The following is a 16,315-nucleotide window of genomic DNA, read 5'->3' on the forward strand; positions in this document are numbered from 1 at the left end:
GTCCTAAAGAGGCCGCCCGTGCCGTCCTACCCTGCCTCCACGCCTGCACAGAAGTTCCTGTTTCACCGCCCGAAGCTGGCGGCGGCGCTGGCCGCCATCGTGACGGGGGACGCGCCGATCGGGGCGGAGCCGACGCTCTGTCTGGCGGCACCGCGGCGGACCGGCAAGAGTACATTCCTGCGCCATGATCTGGGGCCGGAGCTTGAAGGGCGTGGCGTCCTCGCGGTCTATGTCGATCTGTGGTCGGACATGGCGGCCGACCCGGCGCATCTGATCGCGGAGGCGTTGAAGGCCGAGCTTCGCCGGGCCGACAGCCTGCCGGTCAAGGCAGCGCGGGCGGTCGGACTCAGCAAGCTGGGCATGGGCGGCGTCTCGGTCGACATCGACCGGATCGGGCAGGCGCAGGGGACCACGCTGGCCGACGCGCTGGAGGCGCTGTTGGAGCGCACGCACAAGCGGATCGCCCTGCTGGTGGATGAAGCGCAGCACGCGCTGACGACCGAGGCCGGGCTGAACGCCATGTTCGCGCTGAAGGCGGCGCGCGACCGGCTGAACACCAGGGACGATGCCCGCGACGGTCCGAATCTGATGATCGTGCTGACCGGCTCTCACCGCGACAAGCTGAGCCGGCTGGTGCTGAACCGCGACCAACCCTTCTTCGGAACCAGCGTCCGCAGCTTCCCACTGCTCGACCGTGCCTACACCGATGCCTACACGGCCTGGATCAACGCCCGGCTGGCCGAGGGCAACCGCTTCGATGCGGACGATGTGTTCGCGGCCTTCGACGCGGTAGGGCGTCAACCGGAAACCCTGATGCGCATCCTGTCGGACGCGGCGCTGCTGGTCGGCGATGCCGGGGAATTGAAGCGGGCGCTGGCGGATGGGGCGACCGGGCTGCGCCGGCGGGTGTGGGACGATTACGAGACGGCATGGTCGGGGCTGACGCCGTTGCAGCAGGCGGTTGTCGAACGGCTGGCATTGGAAGGGCCGCAATCCGCTCCCTTCTCCGCCCCGGCGCTGCAAGCCTATGCCGATGCGGTCGGCGACGCGGTGGAGCCACCGGCGGTGCAGGCAGCCATCGAGGCTCTGCGGCAGAAGAACATCCTGTGGCGCTCGGCGCGCGGACAATATGCGCTCGACGATCAGGGGATGGCGGAATGGCTGACGGTCAGAGCGGAACGGGCCGGGCAGGGGTGAGACAGCAAAAAGGCTCCGGGCCGAAACCCGGAGCCTTCGCCTTTGCGATCCTGTAGAACCGCTTACTTTTTCAGAGCCGCCACACCCGGCAGTTCCTTGCCTTCCAGCCATTCCAGGAAGGCGCCGCCGGCGGCGGACACGTAGGTGAACTTGTCCTCGACCCCGGCATGGGCCATTGCCGCAACGGTGTCGCCGCCGCCGGCCACCGACAGCAGGCCGCCGGCCTCGGTGCGGGCGGCGACCAGACCGGCCACCGCGTTGGTGCCGGCGTCGAAGGGCTGGATCTCGAAGGCGCCGAGCGGGCCGTTCCAGACGACGGTCTTGGCGCCCTGCAGCTTCACGCCGAGGAACTCGACGGTGGCCGGGCCGACGTCCAGCGCCATCTCGTCGGAACCGATGGCGTCGAAGGCGACGACGCGGTTGGCCGCACCGGCCTTGAACTCCTTGGCGACGACGAAGTCCTTCGGCAGCAGGATCTCGCAGTTGGCCTCCTTGGCGGTCGCCATGATGGCGCGGGCTTGGTCGGCCATGTCCTTTTCGCACAGCGAGGCGCCGACGTCGGTGCCCTGGGCGAACAGGAAGGTGTTGGCCATGCCGCCGCCCAGCACCAGCAGGTCGACCTTGCGGACCATGTTGCCGAGCAGTTCCAGCTTGGTGGAGATCTTCGCACCGCCGACGACGGCGGCGACCGGGCGCTCCGGCTTCTCCAGCGCCAGCGTCAGGGCCTTCAGCTCGGCTTCCATCAGGCGGCCGGCGGCGTTCGGCAGCAGGCGGGCGACACCCTCGGTCGAGGCATGGGCGCGGTGCGCGGCGGAGAAGGCGTCGTTGACGTAGATGTCGCCCAGCGCGGCCATCTCCTTGGCGAAAGCCGGGTCGTTCTTTTCCTCTTCGGCGTGGAAGCGGGTGTTCTCCAGCAGCACGATGGCGCCGTCATGCACCTTGGCGATGGCCTCCTTGGCCTTCTCGCCGACGCAATCCTCGGCGAAGGCCACCTTCTGGCCGACGGCAGCGCTGAGAGCGTCCAGCACGTTGCGCAGCGAGTTCTTGGCGTCCGGACCGTTCTTCGGGCGACCGAAATGCGACAGGACCACGACCTTGGCACCCTTGGAGGACAGCTCCTTCAGGGTGGGGGCGAGGCGGTCGATGCGGGTGGTGTCGGACACCTTGCCGTCCTGCATCGGAACGTTCAGGTCGGCGCGCACCAGCACCGTCTTGCCGCTCACCTCAAGATCGTCGATCGTGTTGAAATCGGTCATCGTCACACTTCCCCAATTATGGCCGATCCCAACGGGACGGGCCGTTTCAGTTTGCGGGAACCCAACCACAGGCCTGTACGCTTTGCAACGCCCCAGGGGTGGGGTGAAATGGGGCATAATGACCCTGCAACGTCCTGGTTAAAGCCTCGGGCGAAAGCCAGGAACCGGCGGCGGACGTGCAGCCGGCGGGTGCCGCAACCGCAGGCTTCTGCAACATTTCCGTAACTTGACCCTGTCCATTGGCTGTGCAAACACCCAACTGTAGGCCAATGGGCCGCAAAACGGGGGTTGAAGCGCAGGCGATGGCTGAGGCCGAGATCAACCGCGAGACGGAACTGAAGCTGGCGGCGAAGCCGGAAGACTTCGACAGGCTGCGCGCCGCTTCCGCCATCGCAGACCGGGCCACCGGCCCGGCGGCGACACGGACCCTGGAAAGCACCTATTACGACACCGAGGAGCGCCGGCTCGCCGCGCGCAAGGTGACGCTGCGGGTGCGCAAGACCGGCGACGGTTTCGTCCAGACGGTCAAGTCCGCCCCCGACGAGGACGGGCTGGGGCGCGGCGAGTGGGAATGCGCGGTGACCTCCGCCGCACCCGACCTGACGCTGATCGCCGATGCCGACGCCATCGACCTGCTGGGATCGCTCAGCGACTCGGAACTCCGGCCGGTCTTCACCTCCATCGTCGAACGCACCACGCAGGACGTGACGCTGGGCGAGGGCGAGGGTGCCGCCGTGATCGAGGTCGCCTTCGACCGCGGCCGGATCGAGCTGCCCGACGGCCGGTCCACCGACCTCTGCGAGGTGGAGCTGGAGCTGAAAAGCGGCACGCCCGCGGCGCTCTACGATCTGGCGCAGGAACTGACGCAGGCCGCCCCGCTGCGGCTGGAGATGCGGACCAAGGCGGAGCGCGGCCACGCGCTGGCCAACGGCACGGCCGACAAGGCGCTGAAAGCCGAAAAGCTGGTGCTCGATCCCGAGACGACGGTCGAGGGGGCGGTGGCGCGCATCGTGCGCGCCTGCATCGCCCACATGGTGGCGAACGAGGCGGTGACGCTGGCCGGCGAGGATCCGGAGGGCGTGCACCAGATGCGCGTCGCGCTGCGCCGGCTGCGCTCGGCCACCGCGCTGTTCCGGCCCTTCATTCCAGCCGCGCAGTATCTGTGGCTGGTCGGCGAGATCAAGTGGCTGGCCGGCAGCCTGGGGCCGGCGCGCGACTGGGACGTGTTCGGCGAGGAGCTGCTGGCCCCGGTGCGCGACGCCTTCCACAAGGCCGACGGGCATGGCCGCTCGGCGGTCGAGGATCTCGACGCGCTGGCGGCGGCGGCCGAGGCCAAGCGCCTGCGCGCCTATGAGGGCGTGCGCGAGGCGATCCGCTCCGACCGCTACACCGCCTTCCTGCTCGGCGTCGGCAGCTGGGTGGAAAAGCGCGGCTGGCGCGACCAGCCGGTCAGCGAGGAATCGGTGCGGCTGTTCCAGCCGGTGATCGGGCTGGCCGACCATCTGCTGAACAAGCGCCACAAGAAGGCCAAGCGGGCCGGCCACGGCTTCGCCCATCTGCCGGTGGCCCAGCGCCACCAGCTGCGCATCGCCTTGAAGAAGCTGCGCTATGCCGTGGAGTTCTTCCGCAGCCTGTATGACGACAAGCCGGTGCGCCGCTACATCCAGCAGATGGCCGCCTTCCAGGACGCGCTGGGCCATCTGAACGACGTGGCGACGGCGACGCGGCTTCTGCACGAGCTGCACGACGACGGCAGCCGCTCGGCCCCCGGCGAGCCGCGCGCCGCCGGCATCGTCATCGGCTGGCATGCCCGCGGCGTGGCCGACACCGAGGCGGCGCTGGTCGCCCTGTGGCATGATTTCATCGACACCAAGCATTTCTGGTCGAAGCCGGACGCCGGGGTGTAGAGTCCACGGCCATGCTCACGATCCTCGTCGCCAACATCAAGGGCGGCTGCGGCAAAACGACCGTCGCCACCCACCTCGCCGCCGCGTCCGCCGCGGCGGGCCTGCCCACCGTGCTGGCCGACGTGGACCGTCAGCGCTCCTCGCTCGGCTGGCTGGAGCGCCGGCCGGGGAAGGCGCCGGCCCTGGTCGGGCTCGACTGGGCCAAGGATTTCACCGACACGCCGCGCGGCATCAAGCGGCTGGTCATCGACGCACCCGCCGCGCTGAAGACGAAGCAGATCGAGGATCTGGTGAAGATGGCCGACATCGTCGTGCTGCCGGTGTTGCCCGGCGCCTTCGACGAGCAGGCGACCCAGCGCTTTCTGGTCAAGCTCGACGAGTTGAAGCGGATCGCCAGGAAGAAGACCACTGTGGCGGTGGTCGGCAACCGCATGCGCGCCCGCACCAAGGCCGCCGACCGGCTGGACCGGTTCCTGGGCGGCATCGGCCATCAGGTGGTGACGCGGCTGCGCGACAGCCAGATCTATGCCGACGCGGCGGAAAGCGGCCTCAGCCTGTTCGACATGCCGGGCAAGCGCGCCGCCGAGCATCGCGGCGACTGGCAGCCGCTGCTGGCCTACATCGACGGGGTTTGAGGGGGCCTCACCCCTGCCGGCAACCTTCCCGGCGCCAGAGGGCGAGATAATCGTCCAGGCCGCGGCCGGGGATCTCGTCGAAGCGGCGCTCCAGGGGCAGCAAGGTTTCCATGCGGTCGATGCGGAAGCTGCGGAACTCCTCGCGCAGCTCGCACCAGGCGCCCAGCGTCCACACCCGGCCCCAGAAGAACAGGCCCAGCGGCTGGACCGCGCGGGCGGAATGGGTGCCGTCCTGGCGCCGGTAGTCGAACATCACCACGCGTCTGGCGTTGATGGCACAGCGCAGCACGTCCATCCGGTCGCGCAGGGCGGCGGGGAAGGAGAAGTCGGGGACGAAGACGCGGCTGTCGGCCAGTTCGCGCCGCCGCGACTCCGGCACCACCGCCTCCACCTTGTCGAGCGCGCGGGCGGCGGCATCGGCCAGCGCGCCGCCAACCCAGGCGCGGGCGAGGCGGGCGCCGACGACCAACGCCTCCACCTCGTCCTGGGTGAACATCAGTGGCGGCAGGTCGTAGCCGTCGCGCAGCAGATAGCCGACGCCGGCCTCGCCCTCCACCGGCACGCCGGAGGAGGCGAGGTCGCGCATGTCGCGGTAGACGGTGCGCTCCGACACCTCCAGGCACCGCGCCAGTTCGGCAGCCGTCACCAGCCGCCCCTTGCGGAGATGCTGGACGATCTGGAACAGGCGGTCGGCGCGGCGCATGGCGGCGACTCCGGCGGTCGGGGGGTGCGGTCAGTGCATCGAATAGAGGCCGACGCGGTTGCCTTCGCTGTCGATGAACTGGGCGAAATAGCCGATTTCGGGGGTGATCAGCGTCTTCGGCACGACGATGCGGGCGCCGGCCTGCTCGGCACGGGCCAGCGGGGCGGACAGGTCCTCGCCGCCGTTCAGGTAGACGGTGGTGCCGTCGGCGCTCGGCTTGCAGGCCTCATGCTGGATCAGGCAGCCTTTGACGGCGGTGCCTTCGGCCGGGAAGATGGCCATGGTCATGCCGCTGGGGCAGGGCTCCTGGACCATTTTGGCGGCGAAGACGGTCTCGTAGAAGCCGACCGCGCGGGCGAGGTCGGTGACCGGAATCTCGAACCAGGTGACGACGTGCGGGATGTTCATCGGAGTGGCTCCTGACAGAGGGAAGGGGGATGTTCGTGGTTCGTGCCGGCACATTCCCTTGATAGCACGCTCCTCCTGACAGCGTGATGTCAGGAGCAATCGGCCCTCTCAATGAAAATTGCGGCCCTTGGGGAAGGGGGCATGAGTCTCGTTGACGGCGGGCCGGTGCTCGCCAGTCAGTTCGGCCAGCCGGTGGGACAGGTCGATCAGCGATTCCACGCGCAGATGGACGACGCCTTCGTGGTTCTGCACCCGGCCGGTGGCGGCCAGCATCCGGGCGGTCATGATCGGGCGGCGGAAGGTCTCGAAGGCGTCGGGCATGACGACGAGGTTGGCGATTCCGGTCTCGTCCTCCAGCGTGAGGAAGACGACGCCCTCGGCGCTGCCCGGCCGCTGGCGGACCAGGACGAGGCCGGCGGTGGTCAGGCGCCGGCCGTCGCGCGTCTGGGCCAGCCGCTCCGCCGGGGTGATGCCGGGCAGGCCGTCGCGCAGCAGCGACAGCGGGTGGGCCTTCAGCGACAGGGACAGGCTGGTGTAGTCCATCACCACATGCTCGCCGAGCGCCATGGCGGGCAGGGGGGCTTCCGGTTCCTCGGCCATCGGGCCGTCCAGCCGGGCGAACAGCGGGAGCGGCTGGTCGCCCAGCGCCCGCACCGCCCACAGCGCCGCCCGGCGGTCGAGCCCGACCGAGCGGAACGCATCGGCCTTGGCCAGCTTTTCCAGTGCCGCGACCGGCAGTCGGGCGCGGCGCCACAGATCGTAAGGGTCGCTGTAGCCGCCGGCACGGGAGAGGACGACCGAGTCGGCGTGGGCCTGGGTGAAGCCCTTGATCAGGCGGAGACCGAGTCGGAGGTTAAGGCTTATCCCCAGGATCCCCTTCTCCCCCCTGGGGAGAAGGTCGGGATGAGGGGGTTCGGCGCAGCCGAAGACGTCCGGCGGGTGCGTCCCCCTCACCCTGACCCTCTCCCCGGGGGGGAGAGGGGATTGGTCCTGGGGTTCGATGGTGCAATCCCAGCCCGACAGGTTCACGTCCGGCGGCAGCACCGTCACGCCGTGCTCCCGCGCGTCGCGGACGATCTGGGCGGGGGCGTAGAAGCCCATCGGCTGGCTGTTCAGCAGGGCGGCGGCGAAGATGGCGGGGTGGTGGCGCTTGATCCAGGCGGAGACATAGACCAGCAGCGCGAAGCTGGCGGCGTGGCTTTCCGGGAAGCCGTACTCGCCGAACCCCTCGATCTGCTGGAAACAGCGCTCGGCGAAGGCGGGGTCGCAGCCGTTGGCGACCATGCCGGCGATGAACTTGTCGTGGAACAACTGGACCTTTCCAGTCTTGCGGAAGGCCGCCATGGCGCGGCGCAGCTGGTCGGCCTCCTCAGCGGTGAAGCCGGCGCCGACCATGGCGACCTTCATCGCCTGTTCCTGGAACAGCGGCACGCCCAGCGTTCGATAAAGGACCGGTTTAAGCGCCGGCATCGGGTAGGTGATGTCCTCCGCCCCGCTGCGCCGGCGCAGGTAGGGATGGACCATGCCGCCCTGGATCGGGCCGGGGCGGACGATGGCGACCTCGATCACCAGATCGTAGAATTTCTTCGGTTTCAGCCGCGGCAGCATGCTCATCTGCGCGCGGCTTTCGACCTGGAAGACTCCCAGGCTGTCGGCCCGTCCCAGCATCTCGTAAACCGCGGGATCGTCCTGGGGCAGGGTGGCGAGCGCCCAGCGTTGCCCATGCACCTGTTCGATCAGGTCGAAGGCGCGATGGATGCAGGTCAGCATGCCCAGCGCCAGCACGTCGACCTTCAGGATGCCGAGAGCGTCGATGTCGTCCTTGTCCCATTCGATGGTGCTGCGGTCCTCCATCGCCGCGTTGGCGACCGGGCAGAGATCCGACAGCGGGCCGCGGGTGATGACGAAGCCGCCGACATGCTGCGACAGGTGGCGGGGGAAGCCGATCAGCTCCTGGGCAAGCTCCAGCGTGCGCTTGAGCCTCGGGTCGTCGGGATCGACACCGAGCTTGCGGGCGCGCTCCTCGTCGACACCATCGCGGCTCCAGCCCCAGATCGAGCCGGTCAGCCGCGCCACCAGATCGGCCGACAGCCCCATCGCCTTGCCGACCTCGCGCAGGGCGCTGCGGGCGCGGTAGCGGATGACGGTGGCGGTCAGGCCGGCGCGGGTGCGGCCGTATTTCCTGTAGATGTACTGGATCACCTCCTCGCGCCGTTCATGTTCGAAATCGACGTCGATGTCCGGCGGCTCGCCGCGGGCGGAGGAGATGAAGCGTTCGAACAGCAGGTCGACCTCGGTCGGATCGACCGAGGTGATGCCCAGGCAATAGCAGACGGCAGAGTTGGCGGCGCTGCCACGGCCCTGGCAGAGGATGTCCTGCTTCCTGGCGAATTGGACGATGTCGTGGACGGTCAGGAAGTAAGGGGCAAAGCGCAGCTCGGCGATCAGGGCCAATTCGCGCTCCACCGTATGGCGCACCGTGTCGGGAATGCCGCCGGGGAACCGGTCGGATGGATAGAGCTTGGCCGCCCCGTCCCAGGTCAGGGCGACCAGCGTCTCCTGCGGGTCGCGGCCTTCCGCCACCTCGTCGGGATATTGGTACCGCAGCTCGTCCAGCGAGAAGCGGCAGGCCTCGGCGATCTCCAGGCTGCGGGCGACGGCGTCGGGATGGTCGCGGAACAGGCGCATCATCTCGGCGGCCGGCTTCAGGTGGCGCTCGGCATTGGCGGACAGCCGCCAGCCGGCCTCGTCGATGGTGGTGTGGTGGCGGATGCAGGTCATCACGTCGGCCAGCGCCCGCCGCCCGGCACCGTGATAGAGCACGTCGTTGGTGGCGACCAGCGGCACCCCCTCCGCCTCCGCCAGACCGGCGAGCCAGCGCAGCCGGCGGGCATCGTCGCCCTGGTAGCGGTGGCTCGCCGCCAGATAGAGCTGTCCGCGCGCCAGCCCGCTGCGCCAGGCGCGCAGCTCGCGCAGGAAAGTCTCGTCGCGGCGGTCGGGGCCGAGCAGCAGGAACAGCATGCCTTCGGCATGGGCCAGCACATCGGTGCGGGCGATGAAGCACTCGCCCTTCGGCGCCCGCATCTTGCCCAGCGTCAGCAGCCGCGACAGCCGCGCATAGGCGGCGCGGTCGGTCGGGTAGGCCAGCAGGCTGTCGGCATCGGTCAGGTCCAGCCGGCAGCCGATCAGCGGCCGGATGCCGACCTTCTTGGCCGCCACATGCATCTGCACCACGCCGGCCAGCGAATTGCGGTCGGTCACCCCCACCGCCGCCAGCCCCAGCGCCGCCGCCGTCATCGCCAGCTCGTCAGGGTGCGACGCCCCCTCCAGAAAGCTGAAGTTGGTGGCGAGCTGCAACTCGGCATAACGGATCATGGCAAGGCTCCCCGGCGCGGGCGGATGGGTGCGCGCAGGGATGATAATCTGAAAATGGGACTTATGTCATTATCGTGGCAAGTCGCGGCTTTCCAGGAGCATTCTCACTCGATATAGGATTCGACGCCCATGACGGTGAAGCCCTTGTTCTCCGGGTAGCGGGCGTTGACCTTTTCGCGGGCCTTCTTCTCGTCCAGCGCCCAAACGAGGAAGCGCCGGCCGCGCTTCCAGCTGTCGAGCGCGGTGGGAATGAGGGTGGGGTTGACGCGGGTGCCGTATTCGATGTTGACCACCCGCAGGAGCCAGCCCTGATCCTTCTGGGTGCGGCGGTCGTCCAGCACATAGATGCGGCGGTCGTTGGCGCCGGCGGCCTTCAGGCGCTGTTCCAAATCCTCGCAGCCCAGCTCGGCCATCGCCTTGCGGCGGCGGGCGTCGCGCAGGTCGCGGGCCTGCTGGAGCGTGACGCGGGCGATTTTCTTGATCCGCTCCACCTGCGCCTGCTTGCGCGACACCGCGGTGGCGATCCGTTCCTCCGACGTCTTCAGGCGGCGCAACGCCAGCAGCAGCGACACCGCCAGGGAGGCGAGGCCGACCAGGCCGGCGAAGATGTAGGGCATGCTGTCCATGGCGGGTCCGGCTTTCGATGGGGCTCAGCTGGCCTTGGCGACGGGGGTGTCGGCGGACAGGAATTCCTGCATCCGCGTCACGGCATAGCCGAAGGCGGGCGGATAGCGCCGCTCGATCTCCGTCCGCGCCTCCGCCATCGAGCGCGCCCAGACCTCGATCATCTGCGGCTGTGCCCAGCTGGGGTCGACCAGCGCATGCTGGCTCTGCTGGACGGCGCCGGTGCCGACATATTTGTTCACCACCATGGCGACGTAGCAGGGGCTGCCCTGGACCTCCTCGCCGACCAGACGGACCAGCCGCTCGCCGGACTGACGCGCCTCCTCGATCTGGCGTTCCATCACCTTGCGGCGGCGCAGCACATCCTCGGCGGCGCCGTCGAGTTCCTTCAGCTCGCTGATGCGGTCACCGCGGCGGGCCTCCAGCTTCGTCTCCAGCTTGGCGCGGCGGGCGATGATGTCGCGCACCCCCTCCGACCCGTGGCGGCGTTCAATCGCGCGTTCGCCCAGCACGATGACGAGCTTGCCGATGCCGAACCCCAGCCCGGCCAGTCCGAAGGCGGTCATCAGCGCGTTGGTGTAGTCATGCCACATGTGCGAACCCCCGATCGGAAATGGCATACGCCAACATGCTTCCAACGATAGGAGTAACCCCTGGCTTGCCGCCGTTCAATCGCGGCGCTGAAACGATATTACACAGTCGACAGGACGGAAGGCCGGGCGCGGCACCCGGTCACCCCGGCGCGCGCTCGACCCGGTTGCGGCCGGCCTGCTTGGCGGCATGCAAAGCGTGTTCGGCGCGGTGCAGGGTCTGTTCGACGCCGGGCTCGGCGGGAAGCCAGTTGGCGACGCCGATGCTGGCGGTGATGGGGATCGTCCGCTCCTCCACCAGGATGGGGCTGTCGGCCAGGGCGGCGCGCACCCGTTCCGCCACCACGGCGCTGCCGGCATCGTCGGTTTCCGGCAGAAGCACGACGAACTCCTCCCCGCCCGATCGCGCGATGTGATCGGAAATGCGGAGCGCCGCCCGGATCCGCTTCACCACCGCGCGCAGCACCGCGTCGCCGACGGCATCGCCGTGGGCGTCGTTGACCGCCTTGAAGCCGTCGAGATCGAGCAGGAAAACGCCGAGATGCCGGCCATAGCGCCGTGCCCGCGCCAGTTCCGCCGCCGCCAGTTCCAGGAAGCGGCGGCGGTTCCACACGCCGGTCAGCGGGTCCAGCGTCGCCATGCGGTTGAGGCGGATGGTCGCCTCCTCCAGCGCGCGACCGCGTTCGGCAAGCTTCTGTTCCAGCGCCGCCAGATCGGCATAGGCGCGCAATGCCGTCACCATGCTGGTGAACAGCCGGCGTGCCGTCAGTTCGGTCTTGGCGGTGTAGCCGTCGATTTCATAGGCGAGGACCAGTTCCTCCTCCGGCACGCGGGCCGGCTGCCCGGTGCGCAGGACGATGCGGATGGCGCGGTTGCCCAACTCCTCGCGGATGCGGCGGGCCAGCCGCAGGCCGGCATCCTCGGTCTCCATCACCACGTCGAGCAGGATGACGGCGATGTCCGGGGTGTCGCGCAGGATGCGTTCCGCCTCCGCCGCGCTGGGGCAGTCGAGCAGGCGGACGGGACGGCCACGGAAGCGCAGGCGGGCGAGCGCCAGCCGGGTGACGGCATGCACCTCCGGCTCGTCGTCGGCCACCAGAACCAGCCAGGGCGGAGCGGCCGGGTCGGCGTCGCCGGCCCCGCCGGACGGGTCCTGCGGGGTGGGAGACTCGTCCGAGGCGAACAGGAGATCGTTGGACATGGCTGCCGGCTCGGAACTGTCCACGGTGCACGCAAGAATGGAAGCACGGCCCCGGTTCCGATGCAACGGTGCCGAGTGCCGCGCCGGCGCTATGGCGTTCCGAACCCGTCGGGATGAAAATCACCGGGGATCGGTCGCGCCGGTGGCGCGTTTCGCCATTCGGTGCTTGCGCGGCCACGCCAAGCCACCTTAGGCATGGCTGTGCGTCGAAATGATCGGAGCGGACCGGGTATGGAAGCAAGCATGGATGGGCGGGAGCATGCGGCCAAGCTGCGCGCGCTCGCGCTGGGGGCGCTGGGTGTCGTCTATGGCGACATCGGCACCAGCCCGCTCTACACGCTGCGCGAATGCCTGACCGAGGGCGGCGGCTTCCCGCTGACGCCCGAAGTCATCCTGGGGGTGCTGTCGCTGATCTTCTGGGCGCTGATCATCACGGTGACGGTGAAGTACGTCATCTTCATCATGCGCGCCGACAACCAGGGCGAGGGCGGCATCCTGGCGCTGACCGCGCTGGCGTTGCGCGGCATGCGGCCGGGGCACCGGCGGACCGGGGTCGTCATGGCGATCGGCGTGATGGGCGCCTCGCTGTTCTATGGCGACAGCCTGATCACTCCCGCCATCTCGGTGCTGAGCGCGGTGGAGGGTTTGCATGTCGTCGCCCCCGCCCTGGACAGCTATGTCATCCCGATCACGCTGACCATCCTGGTCGGGCTGTTCGTGCTGCAGCGATTCGGCACCGAGAAGGTCGGCAAGCTGTTCGGGCCGGTGATGCTGGTGTGGTTCCTGACGCTGGCGGTGCTGGGTCTGGGACAGATCATCCGCTATCCCGGCGTGCTGGGCGCGGTGTGGCCCGGCCATGCGGTGGAGATGCTGTTCAACCATGGCTGGCACGGCTTCCTGCTGCTGGGTGCGGTGGTGCTGGCGGTGACGGGGGCGGAGGCGCTCTATGCCGACATGGGGCATTTCGGCCGCAAGCCGATCCGCGGCGCCTGGTACAGCATCGTGCTGCCGTCGCTGCTGCTGTGCTATTTCGGCCAGGGCGCCCTGCTGCTGCACGAGCCGGAAGCCATCGAGAACCCCTTCTTCCATCTGGCGCCGGACTGGGCGCAGGTGCCGCTGCTGCTGCTGGCCACCGCCGCCACCATCATCGCCGGGCAGGCGGTGATCTCCGGCGCCTATTCGGTGACCTTGCAGGCCATGCATCTGCGCTACCTGCCGCGGATGGAGGTGAGGCACACGTCGGAGCATGAGAAGGGCCAGATCTACATGCCGCAGCTGACCTGGCTGCTGCTGGCCGGCGTCATCCTGCTGGTGCTGAGCTTCCAGACCTCCAGCAACCTCGCCGCCGCCTACGGCATCGCGGTGACCGGCACGATGGTGGCGACCACGCTGCTGGCCTACAAGGTGGCGCGCTCGCTCGGCCGCTGGAAGCTGTGGCAGGCGGTGCTGGCGCTGGCGGTGTTCCTGACCGTCGACATGGCGCTGTTCCTCGCCAATCTGGTGAAGGTGGAGGAGGGCGGCTGGTTCCCGCTGGTGGTGGGTGCGGCGGTTTTCCTGCTGATGGCGACGTGGCGGCGCGGCCGCGAGGTGGTGCGCAAGCGGCTGGCCGAGGATGCGCTGCCCTTCGACATGCTGCTGGAGCGGCTGAAGAGCGGATCGGTGCAGCGGGTGCCGGGCACCGCGGTGTTCCTGACCGGCAACCCGCGCGGCCTGCCGCCGGGGCTGCTGCACAGCATGAAGCATTATAAGGTGCTGCATCAGCGCGTCGTCCTGCTGACCGTCGACATCGAGGATGTGCCGCATGTGCCGGACGAGCAGCGCTTCGAGCTGAAGGCGCTGTCGGCCGGGTTCTTCCGGCTGATCGTCCATTTCGGTTTCAAGGACGAGCCGGACATCCCGGTGGCACTGGAAAGCAAGCGCATCCCCGGACTGCCGTTCGAGCCGATGGAAACGACCTATTTCGTCAGCCGCGAGACGCTGATCCGCAGCCACGGCAAGTCCGGGCTGCCGCGCTGGCAGGAACCGCTGTTCATCTTCCTGTCGAAGCTGTCGTCCAGCGCGTCGGAGTATTTCTGCATCCCGCCCAACCGGGTTGTCGAACTGGGCATGCAGCTGGAAATCTAGGGCTGGGTTTGCCGGACAGGGTCTTGCCGGCCGAATTTACCGGCCGAACTTGCCGATAAGGGCGGCGGGCGGGGGCAGTTTCTGCCGCCCCCGCCAGAAGGACACTCGCCTCATGCCGCTACCGGATGGTCAGACCGGACGGTCACTACCAGACAATAGACACCGGCGGTTTGTAGGCGGAGGCGGCGAACATCTGCCGCACCGCCAGTTCGATCTTGATCTGTGCCTCCGACTTCTTGACGAAGGACAGGTCTATGTCGCCCAAGGACTTCACCACGCAGCCGGAGCGGCTGAGATTGCGGAGCGCCGCCTGGGACGACTGCTGTTTTTCCTCGGGGATGGCTGTGATCGTGGCCGATCCCTCCGGCGGCCGGACGACATAGAGGTCGAATTTCGGCATGGGCACCCTCCGTTCTGACGAAACGTCGGGTGCCCCACCGCAAAGGACGGGCCAACTCTTGCGTCCGGCCAACTCTTACAAAAAGGTCAGCGCCGGACCATCGGCGCCAGATCCTTGCGGATGCCGGCGTCCAGGCGGGCGTTCAGATCGTCCATCATCCGGCGGGTCATCTCCAGGAAGGTCGCCTCGCGGTCGGCCAGCGAGATGTTCTCCGCCACGGTGGTGGAATGGGTGACGGTGGAGCGGGTCACGCCGCGGAAGCCGCCATTGCCGGTGTCCGGCACCTCGCCGGCGATCTCCACCTCGATCCGGCCGTCATAGCGCTGGGCTTGGTCGTTGGTGAAATAGCCGGTGATGCCCTTCTTGGTGGGCAGCGCCACCTCGACGATGCTGGCGTCGCGGATGGTGACGCGCAGGCGCCCCGTCCCACCAGCCGCCTGCAAGCGCTCCGCCGCCCAGCGCCGCACCGCCTCGGCCGGCGGAACCGCGGAGCGGTCCTCCACATGCTTGCCGCCGACCGGACGGTAGGCGTCGACCACGTCGACGGTGCCGGCATTCAGGACGATCGGCCCGAAATTGGAGAAGTCGACCGGACGGGGCGCCGGCCGCGGCGGCGCGCTCTGGCAGGCGGCGAGCAGGAGGGTGGCCATTCCGGCGGCGAGGGTGAAGCGGCGCGACAGCATGGGGGCTCCGGTTCTTGGGCTGCTTTCGGCAACCTGGGTTACTGGAAAAGGAAAGGGGCGCGGCGCGGACGCCGCGCCCCCATGAACGCGTTTTTGTCTGACCCTATTCCCAAGAGGGAGGCGAGGTCAGGAGGCAGGGCCATAGACGCGGTCGAGATCCGCGTCGGTGAAGTGGTAGTCGGTCGAGCAGAACTGGCAGGTCACCTCGACCCGGCCGTCGTCGATCTTCAGCTCCTGCACCTCTTCGCGGGGCAGGCTGCGCAGCATGTTCTCCACCCGCTCGCGCGAGCAGCGGCAGCCGAAGCGCAGCGCGTTGCCCTCATAGACCCGCACGCCGTCCTCGTGGAACAGGCGGTAGAGCAGGTCAGCGGCCGGCAGGTCGGTCGACAGCAGCTCGTCGCCGGTGACGCTGGCCATCAGCGCCATGGCGCGGCGCCAGTCGTCCTCGTCGTCCGACGCGGTCAGCCCCTGTTCCTGCGGCAGGCGCTGGACCATGATGCCGCCGGTCCGCCAGGGGCCGAAGGAGCCGTCCGGCAGCGCCGCGCGGTCGACCGAGACGGTCAGGCCGGTGTCGATCTGCTCCGACTGGCGGAAGTAATGCTGGACGCAGTCGGTCAGCGTCTTGCCGTACAGCTCGACGATGCCCTGGTAGCGGTCGGTGTCGGGGCCCTGGTCCACCGTGAAGGCGATGTAGCCCTTGCCCAGCAGGGCGGCGGCCGGGGCGATGTCGACGTCCCGCTCGGCCTTTGCCAGCGCTTCCGGATCGAACTGGGCATAGGCGCGCACGTCGCCGACCGAGGTGATGTCGGCCACCATCAGGCTGATCGGCCCGTCGCCCTTGGTCTGGAGCGTGAAGATGCCCTCGTACTTCAGCATGCTGGCGAGCAGCACGGCGAGCGTCGCCGTCTCCGCCAGGAAGCGGGCGACGGTGGGCGGATAGTCGTGGCGGGTCAGGATCTCGTCGATCGCCGGCCCCAGCTTGACGATGCGGCCGCGCAGGCGCGACGCCTCGATCTGGAACGGCAGGACGAAATCATCGGTGAGCGGGCGGACGGACGGATCGTCCATAGGGCAGATTCCTTAAGACAGAGACCGGTTATGCAGGCGTAGGGCCGAAGATCGGGGTGCGGAAGGGCCGAATCAAGATCGGCAGGGCACCCATGCGAGTTTGGCCCTCTCCCGGGGTGGGGAGAGGGCCAATCGAAGCGTCGA

14 protein-coding genes are annotated in these 16,315 nt (G+C 68.7%); 4 read left to right on the forward strand and 10 right to left on the reverse strand.

The genetic code is table 11. From position 1 onward, the window contains the following. The first annotated feature begins 18 nt into the window (after positions 1-18). The gene (locus ABNQ38_RS24920; RefSeq protein WP_377808541.1) at positions 19-1,197 is read left to right on the forward strand and encodes an AAA family ATPase; all 1,179 of its coding nucleotides are present in this window, start codon (positions 19-21) and stop codon (positions 1,195-1,197) included. 62 nt (positions 1,198-1,259) lie between these two features. On the opposite strand, the gene ABNQ38_RS24925 is transcribed toward ABNQ38_RS24920, so the two are convergent. Continuing rightward, positions 1,260-2,453: a phosphoglycerate kinase gene (locus tag ABNQ38_RS24925; RefSeq protein WP_377808542.1), complete on the reverse strand. Its 1,194-nt coding sequence runs from the start codon at positions 2,451-2,453 to the stop codon at positions 1,260-1,262. Positions 2,454-2,755: 302 nt separating this feature from the next. On the opposite strand from ABNQ38_RS24925, the gene ABNQ38_RS24930 reads away from it, so the two are divergent. Beyond that, on the forward strand, positions 2,756-4,360 hold the full coding sequence (locus ABNQ38_RS24930) for a CHAD domain-containing protein (protein WP_377808543.1): 1,605 nt from the start codon (positions 2,756-2,758) through the stop codon (positions 4,358-4,360). A gap of 11 nt (positions 4,361-4,371) precedes the next feature. Then, entirely contained in the window at positions 4,372-4,995 is a 624-nt protein-coding gene (locus ABNQ38_RS24935) for a division plane positioning ATPase MipZ (protein WP_377808544.1), read from the forward strand. A gap of 7 nt (positions 4,996-5,002) precedes the next feature. Here ABNQ38_RS24935 and ABNQ38_RS24940 read toward each other — a convergent pair whose 3' ends face one another. The 6 genes from ABNQ38_RS24940 to ABNQ38_RS24965 all read right to left on the reverse strand — a co-directional run bounded on the left by ABNQ38_RS24940 (position 5,003) and on the right by ABNQ38_RS24965 (position 11,896). Beyond that, on the reverse strand, positions 5,003-5,698 hold the full coding sequence (locus tag ABNQ38_RS24940; RefSeq protein WP_377808545.1) for a helix-turn-helix transcriptional regulator: 696 nt from the start codon (positions 5,696-5,698) through the stop codon (positions 5,003-5,005). 30 nt (positions 5,699-5,728) lie between these two features. Beyond that, positions 5,729-6,106, reverse strand: a complete 378-nt coding sequence (locus ABNQ38_RS24945) for a VOC family protein (RefSeq protein ID WP_377808546.1) — start codon at positions 6,104-6,106, stop codon at positions 5,729-5,731. Positions 6,107-6,214: 108 nt separating this feature from the next. Continuing rightward, entirely contained in the window at positions 6,215-9,481 is a 3,267-nt protein-coding gene (locus ABNQ38_RS24950; protein ID WP_377808548.1) for an error-prone DNA polymerase, read from the reverse strand. Positions 9,482-9,585: 104 nt separating this feature from the next. Then, on the reverse strand, positions 9,586-10,107 hold the full coding sequence (locus tag ABNQ38_RS24955; RefSeq protein ID WP_377808549.1) for a hypothetical protein: 522 nt from the start codon (positions 10,105-10,107) through the stop codon (positions 9,586-9,588). 24 nt (positions 10,108-10,131) lie between these two features. Further along, positions 10,132-10,698, reverse strand: coding sequence for a hypothetical protein (locus ABNQ38_RS24960; RefSeq protein WP_377808550.1), 567 nt, complete (start codon positions 10,696-10,698; stop codon positions 10,132-10,134). A gap of 139 nt (positions 10,699-10,837) precedes the next feature. Next, positions 10,838-11,896, reverse strand: coding sequence for a diguanylate cyclase (locus tag ABNQ38_RS24965; RefSeq protein WP_377808552.1), 1,059 nt, complete (start codon positions 11,894-11,896; stop codon positions 10,838-10,840). 231 nt (positions 11,897-12,127) lie between these two features. Here ABNQ38_RS24965 and ABNQ38_RS24970 point away from each other — a divergent pair, with 231 nt between their 5' ends. Further along, entirely contained in the window at positions 12,128-14,020 is a 1,893-nt protein-coding gene (locus tag ABNQ38_RS24970; RefSeq protein WP_377808553.1) for a potassium transporter Kup, read from the forward strand. A gap of 145 nt (positions 14,021-14,165) precedes the next feature. Here the strand turns inward: ABNQ38_RS24970 and ABNQ38_RS24975 are convergent, their stop codons facing one another. The 3 genes from ABNQ38_RS24975 to ABNQ38_RS24985 all read right to left on the reverse strand — a co-directional run bounded on the left by ABNQ38_RS24975 (position 14,166) and on the right by ABNQ38_RS24985 (position 16,171). Next, entirely contained in the window at positions 14,166-14,420 is a 255-nt protein-coding gene (locus ABNQ38_RS24975; protein ID WP_109051949.1) for a hypothetical protein, read from the reverse strand. Positions 14,421-14,506: 86 nt separating this feature from the next. Further along, positions 14,507-15,103 carry a hypothetical protein gene (locus ABNQ38_RS24980; RefSeq protein ID WP_377808555.1) on the reverse strand — a complete coding sequence of 199 codons (597 nt, stop codon included), beginning with the start codon at positions 15,101-15,103 and terminating at the stop codon, positions 14,507-14,509. A 126-nt stretch (positions 15,104-15,229) separates the two neighbouring features. Beyond that, a complete protein-coding gene (locus tag ABNQ38_RS24985) occupies positions 15,230-16,171 on the reverse strand; it encodes an Hsp33 family molecular chaperone (protein ID WP_377808557.1) in 942 nt (313 codons plus the stop codon). Between the last annotated feature and the right edge of the window lie 144 nt (positions 16,172-16,315).

The sequence above is a fragment of the Azospirillum sp. A29 genome (assembly GCF_042604625.1).
GTDB classification, from domain to species: Bacteria; Pseudomonadota; Alphaproteobacteria; order Azospirillales; family Azospirillaceae; genus Azospirillum; species Azospirillum palustre.